The sequence below is a fragment of the Streptomyces sp. F001 genome (assembly GCF_004187715.1).
Classification (GTDB): Bacteria; Actinomycetota; Actinomycetes; order Streptomycetales; family Streptomycetaceae; genus Streptomyces; species Streptomyces flavusporus.
In genome coordinates, this window is the sequence record NZ_QZWF01000003.1 from 181,356 (window position 1) to 194,561 (window position 13,206).

The 13,206-nt window shown below is 65.2% G+C and carries 7 protein-coding genes and 3 rRNA genes; 4 read left to right on the forward strand and 6 right to left on the reverse strand.

Annotation, left to right across the window (positions count from 1 at the left end; all coding sequences use genetic code 11):
• The first annotated feature begins 7 nt into the window (after positions 1-7).
• The 3 genes from StrepF001_RS14020 to StrepF001_RS47885 are packed head-to-tail and all read left to right on the forward strand — an operon-like array spanning position 8 to position 2,939.
• Positions 8-1,417: an ATP-binding protein gene (locus StrepF001_RS14020; protein ID WP_129798590.1), complete on the forward strand. Its 1,410-nt coding sequence runs from the start codon at positions 8-10 to the stop codon at positions 1,415-1,417.
• A gap of 9 nt (positions 1,418-1,426) precedes the next feature.
• Positions 1,427-2,044 (forward strand): hypothetical protein, encoded by a 618-nt coding sequence (locus StrepF001_RS47880; RefSeq protein WP_129798591.1) that lies wholly within the window; start codon positions 1,427-1,429, stop codon positions 2,042-2,044.
• Complete coding sequence (locus StrepF001_RS47885; RefSeq protein WP_240797499.1) at positions 2,025-2,939, forward strand: type IV secretory system conjugative DNA transfer family protein; 915 nt, start codon at positions 2,025-2,027, stop codon at positions 2,937-2,939. Before StrepF001_RS47880 ends, StrepF001_RS47885 begins: the two co-directional genes overlap by 20 nt.
• A gap of 2 nt (positions 2,940-2,941) precedes the next feature.
• Here StrepF001_RS47885 and StrepF001_RS14035 read toward each other — a convergent pair whose 3' ends face one another.
• The 5 genes from StrepF001_RS14035 to StrepF001_RS14060 form a co-directional block, all read right to left on the reverse strand.
• Complete coding sequence (locus StrepF001_RS14035) at positions 2,942-3,505, reverse strand: GNAT family N-acetyltransferase (protein WP_129798592.1); 564 nt, start codon at positions 3,503-3,505, stop codon at positions 2,942-2,944.
• Between the two features lie 61 nt (positions 3,506-3,566).
• Positions 3,567-3,683: ribosomal RNA gene (rrf, locus tag StrepF001_RS14040) — 5S ribosomal RNA — on the reverse strand.
• Between the two features lie 87 nt (positions 3,684-3,770).
• Positions 3,771-6,892 (reverse strand): 23S ribosomal RNA (locus tag StrepF001_RS14045).
• Positions 6,893-7,192: 300 nt separating this feature from the next.
• Positions 7,193-8,718, reverse strand: a 16S ribosomal RNA gene (locus tag StrepF001_RS14050).
• The 16S, 23S and 5S rRNA genes sit together here, the layout of an rRNA operon.
• A gap of 654 nt (positions 8,719-9,372) precedes the next feature.
• Positions 9,373-9,927, reverse strand: coding sequence for a MarR family transcriptional regulator (locus StrepF001_RS14060; protein WP_129798593.1), 555 nt, complete (start codon positions 9,925-9,927; stop codon positions 9,373-9,375).
• Positions 9,928-10,054: 127 nt separating this feature from the next.
• Between StrepF001_RS14060 and StrepF001_RS14065 the strand changes: the two genes are divergently transcribed.
• A complete protein-coding gene (locus tag StrepF001_RS14065; RefSeq protein WP_240797539.1) occupies positions 10,055-11,338 on the forward strand; it encodes an MFS transporter in 1,284 nt (427 codons plus the stop codon).
• A 156-nt stretch (positions 11,339-11,494) separates the two neighbouring features.
• On the opposite strand, the gene StrepF001_RS14070 is transcribed toward StrepF001_RS14065, so the two are convergent.
• Positions 11,495-13,141, reverse strand: coding sequence for a SpoIIE family protein phosphatase (locus StrepF001_RS14070; RefSeq protein ID WP_129798595.1), 1,647 nt, complete (start codon positions 13,139-13,141; stop codon positions 11,495-11,497).
• Positions 13,142-13,206: the final 65 nt, after the last annotated feature.

Sequence of the window (13,206 nt, forward strand, 5' to 3'; positions counted from 1 at the left end):
TGCCCTGATGCGGGACCCGCTCTCCGCCATCACCGAAGCCTTCACGTCCTTCCTCTTCGGCAAGGTCGAGACCACCCGGCTGCCCGTACGCACCTCCACGGGCCAGGCGCAGGCGGTCTACCTCCCCACCGCCGCCCCCGGCCTCGGCGACTCCGGCGTCATCATCGGCCGCGAGGTGTACTCCGGGAAGGGCTACATCTACGACCCCTTCCAGCTCTACGGCCAACAGCTCCCCGCCCCGCACTGGCTGGTCCTCGGCGAGTCCGGCAACGGCAAGTCGGCGCTGGAGAAGACGTACGTCCTACGACAGCTGCGCTTCCGGGACCGGCAGGTCGTCGTGCTCGACGCGCAGGGCGAGGACGGCGTCGGCGAGTGGAATCTCATCGCCCAGGAGCTGGGGATAACTCCCATCCGCCTGGACCCGATGGCCGCCCTCGACCACGGCATCCGCCTCAACCCCCTCGACCCGTCGATCACGACGACGGGTCAGCTCGCCCTGCTCCGGACCATCATCGAGGTCGCGATGGGGCACGGGCTGGACGAGCGGTCCGGCTTTGCACTCAAGGTCGCGCACGCCTACGTCAACGAGACCATCGTCGAGCGCCAGCCGGTCCTGACCGACATCGTGGAGCAGCTACGGCACCCCGAGCCGGAGTCCGCCGAGGCGATGAACGTCGACATAGACGACGTACGGGCGTGGGGCCTGGACGTGGCGCTGGTCCTGGACCGTCTGGTCGACGGTGACCTGCGCGGCATGTTCGACGGCCCGACGACGGTCGGGATCGACCTTGACGCCCCGCTGATCGTCTTCGACCTCTCCCACATCGACCGCAACTCCATCGCCATGCCGATCCTGATGGCGATCGTCGGCGTATGGCTGGAGCACACCTGGATCCGCCCCGACCGGAAGAAGCGCATCTTCCTGGTCGAGGAGGCCTGGCACATCATCAACAGCCCCTTCGTGGCACAGCTGTTCCAGCGGCTGCTGAAGTTCGGGCGACGACTGGGCCTGTCCTTCGTGGCGGTCGTGCACCACCTGTCCGACGTCGTGGACGGGGCGGCGGCGAAGGAGGCCGCGGCGATCCTGAAGATGGCGTCGACCCGGACCATCTACGCCCAGAAGGCGGACGAGGCGAGGGCTACGGGCCGGGTGCTGGGTCTGCCGCGGTGGGCCGTTGAGATCATCCCGACCCTCACTCCCGGCATCGCCGTCTGGGACGTCAACGGCAACGTCCAGGTCGTCAAACACCTGGTCACGGAGACAGAACGCCCGCTGGTCTTCACCGACCGGGCGATGACCGAGTCCGCCAGCGACCTCGCCGACGACGCCCTGCGCGCCGCCGAGCTGGAGGCGGAGGAGCGGGCGGCGGCCTTCATGGAACAGCACCTCGGCGACTCCGAGTCGACGGTGGCGTAGGAGGGCGGCGTGAGACCGGACGACCACCGGCAAGGCGGCCAGGGCGGTATCCCCGACGGCCTGCTGATCGGCATACTCGGCTTCCTGCTCGGCATGACCCTGCTGGTCTGGTCGGCCACGGGCCTGGCCGGCTGGTTCTCCCACGGCGCCTGGCCGTCCGGCGTGACTTTCACCCGCACGCCCCTGGCCATGCGCCACCTCGTCGCCGAGCCCCACGACATCACCGGCGCCTGGCCCCACACCCCGGGGACACAGCTCTCCGGGTACGGGCTGTTCTGGGGGTTGTTCATCGGTCAGCTGATGGTGCTGTTCGTGCTGACGGTGTTCGTGTTGGGGACGCTGGCGCGGTGGAAGGCGGTACGGGCGAGACAGAGGTCCGCGCCGACGGCATACGAGCACACCAAGAACGCCGAGGCCACGCCCCCGGCCCCCGCGATCGAACCGCACGAGCTCCGGGCCCCGACACAGCAGGCACCCAGCGAGGACCGGCTCCAAGAGGTCCCGACTCCGAGAAGAGCCCCGGACCCGGATCCGACGGCGCTGCTCCGCCCCACGCCACCGGACCCTGAGCGTCCCGCCCCCTGTTCGGCGGTGAACGGGCCGGCGGGTGGGAAAAGATCCTCGTGATGCCGGCGGAAAGCCGCGCCGCCACCGCAGCCCAGGCCATCCGCGACGCGGAAGGCCCCGCCCTCATCGTCACGTCGAACCCCACCCTCTGCAGGACACCAAGGACGCGAGATCAAAACTCGGTCCAGTCCTCCTCTACGACCCCACCCACCGCCACCCCGGCCCGCCTCCACTGGTCCCCCATCACGGCTGCGACAAGCCCACGGCAACAGCAAGAGCCGCCGCCCTCCTCACGCCGGTCCGCCCCACCGCCAAGATCGACCAGGCCCTCAGCGACACCGCCGAAACGCTGCTCCGCAGCTATCTCCACGCCGCCGCCCTCGACAACCGCACCATCCGCCACGTCCACCGCTGGTCCCAGGGCACCCAGATCCAGGAAGCCGTACGTACCCTGCGGACGCACCCCAAGGCGGCCCCCGGCGCCGCCGGCGAACTCGAGGCCGCCCTCACCGCCCACCCCGAACGCCGCGACATGGCTCACGAGTTGACCAGCCGCGCCCTGTCCTCACTGTTCACGGTGAACGTCCGCGAGGCATGCACCCCAAACCGAACTGATGCGCTCACCTTGGATTCCTTCATCGATGAAGGGGGCACGCTTTATATGGTCGGTGAATCCATCGAGGACCCCAGGACGAACCCCGGCGCGATGCCTCTCCTCACGGCCCTCGTCTCCAGCGTGGTCGAGCGCGGCCGGCGCATGGCCGAACGGTCATCCTCCGGTCGCCTCGACCCACCACTGACCCTCGTCCTCGACGACATCGCGGCCGTGGCCCCGCTCCCCCAACTCCCGTCCCTGCTCACGTCCGGACCGGACCAGGGCCTCCCCACCCTGGCCCTCATCCGCTCCCGCGAACAGGCCCGCTCCCGCTGGCCGCACGACGAGCTGCCGGTCTGACGTCACCCTCTTTCGAGAACGAACTCCCGTTCACAGGCCCCCGTTTGTCCGTCCATCGGCACGGTCACCCCACTCGGCTCGAACCCCACCTTCCGGTAGAAGGCCTGCGCCCGCCCGTTCTCCTCGTGCACGATGAGCCGCACCCGCTCCAGCCCTTGTCCCCAGGCCCACTCCAGGGCCTCGTCGAAGAGCAGCTCGGTCAGCCCGCACCCACGGTGCTCGGGCCACATGTACACGCCCACGAGATGCCCCTGCCGCCGCTCAATGGGGAACCCGGCCCAGTCCGTCGTCCCCGGCTCCTCGACCAGCACGGTCAACGTCCCGACCAACTCCCCGCCGGGCCCCTCAGCAACGATCTGCTGCGCCGTGACCGCTCCCTCGGCACTCCTCGCCGCCCGTTCCTGCCAGAAGGAGTCGGGCCGGGCAGCGGCCTCCTCATACGTCTCCAGAAAGGCAAGATGCGCCACCGGATCCCGCAGCGCCCTCAACCGCAGCTCTTTCACCGCCGGCCACTCGTCAGCACGTATGGACCGGACGACGTACCGCTCATCGGTGCTGATGTTCATGGGCGCCACCGTAACGCAGAAAACCCCCGTGCCGTCCGGCACGGGGGTTTTCTCAATAACTGTTCGGCGGTGTCCTACTCTCCCACAGGGTCCCCCCTGCAGTACCATCGGCGCTGTGAGGCTTAGCTTCCGGGTTCGGAATGTAACCGGGCGTTTCCCTCACGCTATGACCACCGAAACACTGTGAAACTGTGAACGCCGCACCACGCGCGGTGGCGTGGGGCTGTTCGTGGTTTCAGAACCAACACAGTGGACGCGAGCAACTGAGGACAAGCCCTCGGCCTATTAGTACCGGTCAACTCCACCCCTTGCGGGGCTTCCATATCCGGCCTATCAACCCAGTCGTCTACTGGGAGCCTTACCCCATCTAGTGGGTGGGAGTCCTCATCTCGAAGCAGGCTTCCCGCTTAGATGCTTTCAGCGGTTATCCCTCCCGAACGTAGCCAACCAGCCATGCCCTTGGCAGAACAACTGGCACACCAGAGGTTCGTCCGTCCCGGTCCTCTCGTACTAGGGACAGCCCTTCTCAAGACTCCTGCGCGCACAGCGGATAGGGACCGAACTGTCTCACGACGTTCTAAACCCAGCTCGCGTACCGCTTTAATGGGCGAACAGCCCAACCCTTGGGACCGACTCCAGCCCCAGGATGCGACGAGCCGACATCGAGGTGCCAAACCATCCCGTCGATATGGACTCTTGGGGAAGATCAGCCTGTTATCCCCGGGGTACCTTTTATCCGTTGAGCGACGGCGCTTCCACAAGCCACCGCCGGATCACTAGTCCCGACTTTCGTCCCTGCTCGACCCGTCGGTCTCACAGTCAAGCTCCCTTGTGCACTTACACTCAACACCTGATTGCCAACCAGGCTGAGGGAACCTTTGGGCGCCTCCGTTACCCTTTGGGAGGCAACCGCCCCAGTTAAACTACCCATCAGACACTGTCCCTGATCCGGATCACGGACCCAGGTTAGACATCCAGCACGACCAGACTGGTATTTCAACGACGACTCCACCCACACTGGCGTGTGGACTTCACAGTCTCCCAGCTATCCTACACAAGCCGAACCGAACACCAATATCAAACTGTAGTAAAGGTCCCGGGGTCTTTCCGTCCTGCTGCGCGAAACGAGCATCTTTACTCGTAGTGCAATTTCACCGGGCCTATGGTTGAGACAGTCGAGAAGTCGTTACGCCATTCGTGCAGGTCGGAACTTACCCGACAAGGAATTTCGCTACCTTAGGATGGTTATAGTTACCACCGCCGTTTACTGGCGCTTAAGTTCTCAGCTTCGCCCACCCGAAGGTGAGCTAACCGGTCCCCTTAACGTTCCAGCACCGGGCAGGCGTCAGTCCGTATACATCGCCTTACGGCTTCGCACGGACCTGTGTTTTTAGTAAACAGTCGCTTCTCGCTGGTCTCTGCGGCCACCCCCAGCTCGGAGAGCAAGTCTCTTCACCGGGCGCGGCCCCCCTTCTCCCGAAGTTACGGGGCATTTTGCCGAGTTCCTTAACCATAGTTCACCCGAACGCCTCGGTATTCTCTACCTGACCACCTGAGTCGGTTTAGGGTACGGGCCGCCATGAAACTCGCTAGAGGCTTTTCTCGACAGCATAGGATCATCCACTTCACCACAATCGGCTCGGCATCAGGTCTCAGCCACACGTGCGACGGATTTACCTGTCGCACGGCCTACACCCTTACCCCGGGACAACCACCGCCCGGGATGGACTACCTTCCTGCGTCACCCCATCACTCACCTACTAACCGCCATCTCTCGGCGGCTCCACCACTCCGTGCTTGTCCGAAGACGCACACGGCGGTTTCACGGCCTTAGCATCACGATGCTCGATGTTTGACGCTCCACAGCGGGTACCGGAATATCAACCGGTTATCCATCGACTACGCCTGTCGGCCTCGCCTTAGGTCCCGACTTACCCTGGGCAGATCAGCTTGACCCAGGAACCCTTAGTCAATCGGCGCACACGTTTCTCACGTGTGTATCGCTACTCATGCCTGCATTCTCACTCGTCAACCGTCCACGACTCGCTTACGCGGCCGCTTCACCCGGCAGACGACGCTCCCCTACCCATCACAGTCTCCGTTGGGAGTATGTACTGCAATGACACGACTTCGGCGGTACGCTTGAGCCCCGCTACATTGTCGGCGCGGAATCACTTGACCAGTGAGCTATTACGCACTCTTTCAAGGGTGGCTGCTTCTAAGCCAACCTCCTGGTTGTCTCTGCGACTCCACATCCTTTCCCACTTAGCGTACGCTTAGGGGCCTTAGTCGATGCTCTGGGCTGTTTCCCTCTCGACCATGGAGCTTATCCCCCACAGTCTCACTGCCGCGCTCTCACTTACCGGCATTCGGAGTTTGGCTAAGGTCAGTAACCCGGTAGGGCCCATCGCCTATCCAGTGCTCTACCTCCGGCAAGAAACACACGACGCTGCACCTAAATGCATTTCGGGGAGAACCAGCTATCACGGAGTTTGATTGGCCTTTCACCCCTAACCACAGGTCATCCCCCAGGTTTTCAACCCTGGTGGGTTCGGTCCTCCACGAAGTCTTACCTCCGCTTCAACCTGCCCATGGCTAGATCACTCCGCTTCGGGTCTTGAGCGCGCTACTCTACCGCCCTGTTCGGACTCGCTTTCGCTACGGCTTCCCCACCCGGGTTAACCTCGCAACACACCGCAAACTCGCAGGCTCATTCTTCAAAAGGCACGCAGTCACGAGAATGAAGCAAGCTCCATTCCGACGCTCCCACGGCTTGTAGGCACACGGTTTCAGGTACTATTTCACTCCCCTCCCGGGTACTTTTCACCATTCCCTCACGGTACTATCCGCTATCGGTCACCAGGGAATATTTAGGCTTAGCGGGTGGTCCCGCCAGATTCACACGGGATTTCTCGGGCCCCGTGCTACTTGGGTGTCTCTCAGACGAGCCGCTGACGTTTCGACTACGGGGGTCTTACCCTCTACGCCGGACCTTTCGCATGTCCTTCGCCTACATCAACGGTTTCTGACTCGCCCCACGGCCGGCAGACCGTGGAAGAGAGATCCCACAACCCCCACGACGCAACCCCTGCCGGGTCTCACACGTCGTAGGTTTGGCCTCATCCGGTTTCGCTCGCCACTACTCCCGGAATCACGGTTGTTTTCTCTTCCTGCGGGTACTGAGATGTTTCACTTCCCCGCGTTCCCTCCACATGCCCTATGTGTTCAGGCATGGGTGACAGCCCATGACGACTGCCGGGTTTCCCCATTCGGACACCCCCGGATCAAAGCCTGGTTGACGACTCCCCGGGGCCTATCGTGGCCTCCCACGTCCTTCATCGGTTCCTGGTGCCAAGGCATCCACCGTGCGCCCTTAAAAACTTGGCCACAGATGCTCGCGTCCACTGTGCAGTTCTCAAACAACGACCAGCCACCCGTCACACACCACTACGTGATGCTTCACGGGGCCGGCATCCGAAGACAGCGGCCGCCCTCAGACACCCAACAGCGTGCCCGCACGGCCAGCCGACCAGATCAGCGTTCCACGCCCTTGCGGCAGTACTAGCGCCTGGTCCATCCTGGACCGTGCCGAATAATCAACGTTCCACCCATGAGCAACCGGCATCGGACGTTCGCCGATGTACCGGCCCCTGAACCGGGCAAGCCCGGCTTAGAAGTGCTCCTTAGAAAGGAGGTGATCCAGCCGCACCTTCCGGTACGGCTACCTTGTTACGACTTCGTCCCAATCGCCAGTCCCACCTTCGACAGCTCCCTCCCGCGAACGGGTTGGGCCACCGGCTTCGGGTGTTACCGACTTTCGTGACGTGACGGGCGGTGTGTACAAGGCCCGGGAACGTATTCACCGCAGCACTGCTGATCTGCGATTACTAGCGACTCCGACTTCATGGGGTCGAGTTGCAGACCCCAATCCGAACTGAGACCGGCTTTTTGAGATTCGCTCCACCTCACGGTATCGCAGCTCATTGTACCGGCCATTGTAGCACGTGTGCAGCCCAAGACATAAGGGGCATGATGACTTGACGTCGTCCCCACCTTCCTCCGAGTTGACCCCGGCGGTCTCCCGTGAGTCCCCAGCACCACAAGGGCCTGCTGGCAACACGGGACAAGGGTTGCGCTCGTTGCGGGACTTAACCCAACATCTCACGACACGAGCTGACGACAGCCATGCACCACCTGTACACCGACCACAAGGGGGCGCCTGTCTCCAGACGTTTCCGGTGTATGTCAAGCCTTGGTAAGGTTCTTCGCGTTGCGTCGAATTAAGCCACATGCTCCGCCGCTTGTGCGGGCCCCCGTCAATTCCTTTGAGTTTTAGCCTTGCGGCCGTACTCCCCAGGCGGGGAACTTAATGCGTTAGCTGCGGCACCGACGACGTGGAATGTCGCCAACACCTAGTTCCCACCGTTTACGGCGTGGACTACCAGGGTATCTAATCCTGTTCGCTCCCCACGCTTTCGCTCCTCAGCGTCAGTAATGGCCCAGAGATCCGCCTTCGCCACCGGTGTTCCTCCTGATATCTGCGCATTTCACCGCTACACCAGGAATTCCGATCTCCCCTACCACACTCTAGCCAGCCCGTATCGAATGCAGACCCGGGGTTAAGCCCCGGGCTTTCACACCCGACGTGACAAGCCGCCTACGAGCTCTTTACGCCCAATAATTCCGGACAACGCTTGCGCCCTACGTATTACCGCGGCTGCTGGCACGTAGTTAGCCGGCGCTTCTTCTGCAGGTACCGTCACTTGCGCTTCTTCCCTGCTGAAAGAGGTTTACAACCCGAAGGCCGTCATCCCTCACGCGGCGTCGCTGCATCAGGCTTGCGCCCATTGTGCAATATTCCCCACTGCTGCCTCCCGTAGGAGTCTGGGCCGTGTCTCAGTCCCAGTGTGGCCGGTCGCCCTCTCAGGCCGGCTACCCGTCGTCGCCTTGGTGAGCCGTTACCTCACCAACAAGCTGATAGGCCGCGGGCCCATCCTTCACCGCCGGAGCTTTCCACCATCAAAGATGCCCAAGATGGTCGTATCCGGTATTAGACCCCGTTTCCAGGGCTTGTCCCAGAGTGAAGGGCAGATTGCCCACGTGTTACTCACCCGTTCGCCACTAATCCACCCCGAAGGGCTTCATCGTTCGACTTGCATGTGTTAAGCACGCCGCCAGCGTTCGTCCTGAGCCAGGATCAAACTCTCCGTGAATGTTTACCGGTCATCCGGTGCAACACCACGAGAGCGGAACAGCCGGGCGGAATAGGCCCGGCCGTTCACAGCGTCCTCGCTGTGTTATTTCAAAGGAACCTCGCCCCGGCCTGACGGCCGGAGACGGGGTATCAACATATCTGGCGTTGATTTTTGGCACGCTGTTGAGTTCTCAAGGAACGGACGCTTCCTTCGTACTCACCCGAGAGACTCTCTCGCGGCTTTCCTCCGGGCGCTTCCCTTCGGTCTTGCGTTTCCGACTCTATCAGATCTTTTCCCGATCCGATTTCCTCGGTGCTTTCCAGGTTCCCGCTTTCGCGTTTCCCTTTCCGGCGGTTCCGACTCTATCAGATCCTTTCGGGCCTGACTCCCAGTCAGCGGGGCTTGTCTTCCCGGCCGTTGGGCCGTTCCGACGTCTCAAACCTTAGCGGATTCTCTCGGCGATTCCCAATCGGGCCGCCGAGTCCCACTCGAATTGAATTCGGGCGCGCCGAAATCAACCCCGTCGGGAGATCGTGCTGGTGGTTTGATTTGCCGCTTTCGCGGCCGAAGGTGCTGCCGCAGAACCGTTACGGCTCCGTGGCAACCCGAAGAACTTTACGGATCGGGTAGGGGGCTGTCAAGTGCCCCCTGTCAAGATCTTTTACGCTCGCTTCAGTCCAGGTCGCTGAGGCGGCCGCCGGCGTCCGGCTGGGCGTGTTCCACCCTGCGCAGGAGCCTGGTCAGGACCTCGCCGAGGACTGTTCGCTCGTCCGGGGACAGGTCCTGCAGGAGGTCCTCCTCGAAGACCGACGCCAGTCGCATGGCCTCGAGCCACTTCTCTCGGCCCTCGGGGGTCAGCTCCACGATCACCCGTACGCGGTTGGTCTCGTCCCGCTCTCGGGTGACCAGACCCTCGGCGACCATGCGGTCGATGCGATGGGTCATCGCAGCCGGTGTGAGACCGAGGCGCTTGGCGAGGTCGCTGGGGCCCATGCGGTAGGGGGCGCCGGAGAGGACGAGGGCCTTGAGGACCTCCCACTCGGCGTTGCTGATGCCGAGCGCGGCGGTCTGGCGGCCGTAGGCGACGTTCATACGGCGGTTCAGGCGGGAGAGTGCCGAAACGATCTTCTCGACCTGGGGGTCGAGGTCCCGGAACTCGCGCTGGTAGGCGGCGATCTGTTCTTCGAGTGTCGGCTCGGTGACGCCGGTGCCGGTGGTGTCGCCCATGGAGGGAGTATCGCACGGGCCTGCTTGGCGTTGAAGTCCTTCTATATGTAGTCTTTAGCTTCGAAGTTTAGAGGTGAAGTCTTCATCTCTAACTAGTGACGCTCGCAAGTACTTGAGAGAGGTGAACGTGACCAGGGCGATGGGCGCAGCGATGCGCCGGATCCACGTGGGCAACGCACTCAGCGCGTTCGGGCTCGGCTTCACCGTCCCCTACCTGTACGTCTATGTGGCGCAGGTGCGGGGGCTGGGGGCCATGACGGCGGGGCTCGTACTCGCCGTTTTCGCCGTGGCCGCGCTGATCGTGCTGCCGTTCGCCGGGCGGGCCATCGTCCGGCGTGGCCCGCTGCCGGTGCTGCTCGCCGCCCTGGTCACCGCCGCGCTGGGGGCGCTGAGCCTGGGGTTCGCGGGCAATGCGGTGGCTGTGCTGCTGTCGGCGGGGGCACTCGGAGCCGGGCAGGCCGTGATGCAGCCGGCGCTGGCGACGATGATCGTGGACTGTTCGTCGGCGGAGACGCGGTCTCGGGCGTTCGCGATGCAGTTCTTCCTGCAGAACCTGGGGCTGGGTGTCGGCGGGCTCATCGGTGGTCATCTCGTCGACGCGACCCGGGTCTCGTCCTTCACGCTGCTGTTCGCGATCGAGGCGGTGATGTTCCTGCTGCTGGTCGTGGTGATGGCGACGGTGCGGATGCCGCACTCGCCGCGGATCGGGGATGCGCCGGGGCGCTCGGCGAAGGGCAGCTGGAAGCAGTTGCTGGGTAACCGGGCGATGGTGCAGCTGTGTGTGTTGGGGTTCGTGCTGTTCTTTGCGTGCTACGGGCAGTTCGAGTCGGGGCTGAGCGCGTACGGGGTCGAGGCGGCCGGGATTTCTACGTCTGCCCTGGGGACGGCGCTGGCTGCCAACACCGCGATGATCGTGGTGGCGCAGTTCGCCGTGCTGAAGTTCGTCGAGCGGCGGCGGCGGTCGCGGGTGATCGCGGTGGTCGGGCTGATCTGGGCCGTTGCGTGGGTCGCGGCCGGGTATGCGGGGCTGGGGCACGGTAGCCAGGAGATGGCTACGGCGGCGTTCATCTCGACGTATGCGCTGTTCGGGCTGGGTGAGGCGATGTTGTCGCCGACGGTGGCTCCGCTGGTTGCCGATCTCGCGCCGGTGGGGATGGCTGGGCAGTACAACTCGGCGTTCGCGCTGGTGAAGCAGCTGGCGTTGGCGGTTGGACCGGCGGTTGGGGGGCCGATGGGGGCTGCGCTGCATGGGCCGTATGTCGTGACGTTTCTGCTGTTCTCGTTGGGGATCAGTGTGTTGGCGGTGCGGTTGGGGCGGCAGCTGACTGACGTGCAGGATCAGCCGTGGCTGGGGCGGAGTCGGGTTGTGTCGCGGGGTGGGGCTTCGGAGGCGGTTCCTGCGGACGCGTGAGCTGCGGACGCGTGCGGCGGAGGTCGCTGGCGTTGGGGCTGGGCGAGGTGGGTTGCGCAGCCCGGCGCTGACGGGGTGCCGCCCGCGCCCATCCGTGCCGCCCTGGGGGTCCCCCTCTGGGGGAGGCACGCATGCCCGCGGCTGGTCGAGTGGTGCTCAGAGCTTCGGTAGGGCGAACTCGCACCACACTGCTTTTCCGCCGCCCGGGGTTCGTCTGCTGCCCCAGTTGGAGGCGATCGTTGCGACGATGGCGATGCCTCGGCCCGACTCGTCGCCCGGTTCTGCGCGGCGGCGGCGGGGGAGGTGGTCGTTGCCGTCGGTGACCTCGACGATGAGGCGGCGGTCGGTGCGGCGCAGGCGGAGGCGCATGGGTGGGGTGCCGTGTTGGAGGGAGTTGGCGACCAGCTCGCTCGCCGCGAGGACGCCGAGGTCGTGCAGGTCGGGTGGGAAGCGCCAGCTGGTGAGGACGCCGGAGGCGAACGCACGCGCGCGTGGGGCCGCTTCCACTCCGCCGAGCAGTTCCAGGGCCGCATTGCGGAACAGGTCGCTCTCCGGGCCCGTACGGGCCGGGTGCTGGAGGACCAGGACGGCGACGTCGTCGTCGTGGTCCGCCGTCACGCCCGCCGAGCGGACCAGGCGGTCGCAGATGACCTGCGGGGTGCCGGTCGCGCCCGCCAGGGCGCGTTCGAGGGCGGCGATGCCCTCGTCCAGGTCCTTGTCCCGGCGCTCCACCAGGCCGTCCGTGTAGAGGACGGCGGTGGAGCCGGGGCCCAGGGGGATCGAGCCCGAGGTGTGCATCCAGCCGCCCGTGCCGAGGGGCGGGCCGGTGGGTTCGTCGGCGTGCAGGACGTTGCCGCTGTCGTCGCGGACGAGGATGGGGAGGTGGCCGGCCGAGGCGTACACCAGCCGTCCCTCGTTCGGGTCATGGACCGCGTACACGCACGTGGCGATCTGGTTGGCGTCGATCTCCGCGGCGAGGCCGTCGAGGAGCTGGAGGACCTCGTGCGGGGGCAGGTCGAGGCGGGCGTACGCGCGGACGGCGGTACGGAGCTGGCCCATGACCGCGGCGGCGCGGACGCCTCTGCCCATGACGTCGCCGATGACCAGGGCCGTGCGGCCGCCGCCCAGGGTGATCACGTCGTACCAGTCGCCGCCGACGGCGGCCTCGGTGCCGCCGGGCTGGTACGTGGCGGCGATGCGGAGGTCGTCGGGCTGTTCCAGCTCCTGGGGGAGCAGGGAGCGCTGGAGGGTGACGGCGGTCTCGCGCTGCCGGCGTTCGCTGGCGCGGAGGCGTTCGGCGGCCTCGGCGTGGTCGGTGACGTCGGTGGCGAAGACGAGGACGCCGGGGTCGCTGCCGTCGCCCTCGGCGACCGGGGTGCAGGTGAAGGTGTAGGAGCGGCCGTCGGGGGCCTTGCGGGACTTGACCGTGCGGGGCTTGCCGCTGCGCAGGACCTGGTCCAGGAGGGGCAGCAGGCCCAGTTCGTGGAGTTCCGGCAGGGCCTCGCGGGCGGGTGCGCCGGGTGGGCGTACGCCGAAGGCGGTGGCATAGGCGTCGTTGACGTAGGCGAGGCGGTGGTCGGGGCCGTGGACCAGGGCGACGAGGCCGGGGACGCGGTCGAGGACCTCGCGTACCGGGAGTTCGTCCACGGCGGGGACCGGCACCGGGTCGTCGGTCAGGTGTTCGGTGCGGGCTGCGGGGACGGAGCCGTCCCCGCGCCGGTCCGGGGTGACCGTGTGTGCGGTCCGCGCTGCGGCGCGGCGCTGCGTTCCGGGGAGCCGGGCGCTCCAGCGCGTGAAGTTCACGAATCCTTGCCTCGTGTAGTTGTCGTCGACCGGCTCCGGATCCGGCCCGGTCCCCCGGGGGTCGT

Excerpts from the sequence above, each read along its gene's own strand:
- StrepF001_RS14020 (WP_129798590.1), top strand. The coding sequence starts at position 8 with ATGCGGGACCCGCTCTCCGCCATCACCGAAGCCTTCACGTCCTTCCTC.
- StrepF001_RS14035 (WP_129798592.1), bottom strand. The coding sequence starts at position 3,505 with ATGAACATCAGCACCGATGAGCGGTACGTCGTCCGGTCCATACGTGCT.
- StrepF001_RS14060 (WP_129798593.1), bottom strand. The coding sequence starts at position 9,927 with ATGGGCGACACCACCGGCACCGGCGTCACCGAGCCGACACTCGAAGAA.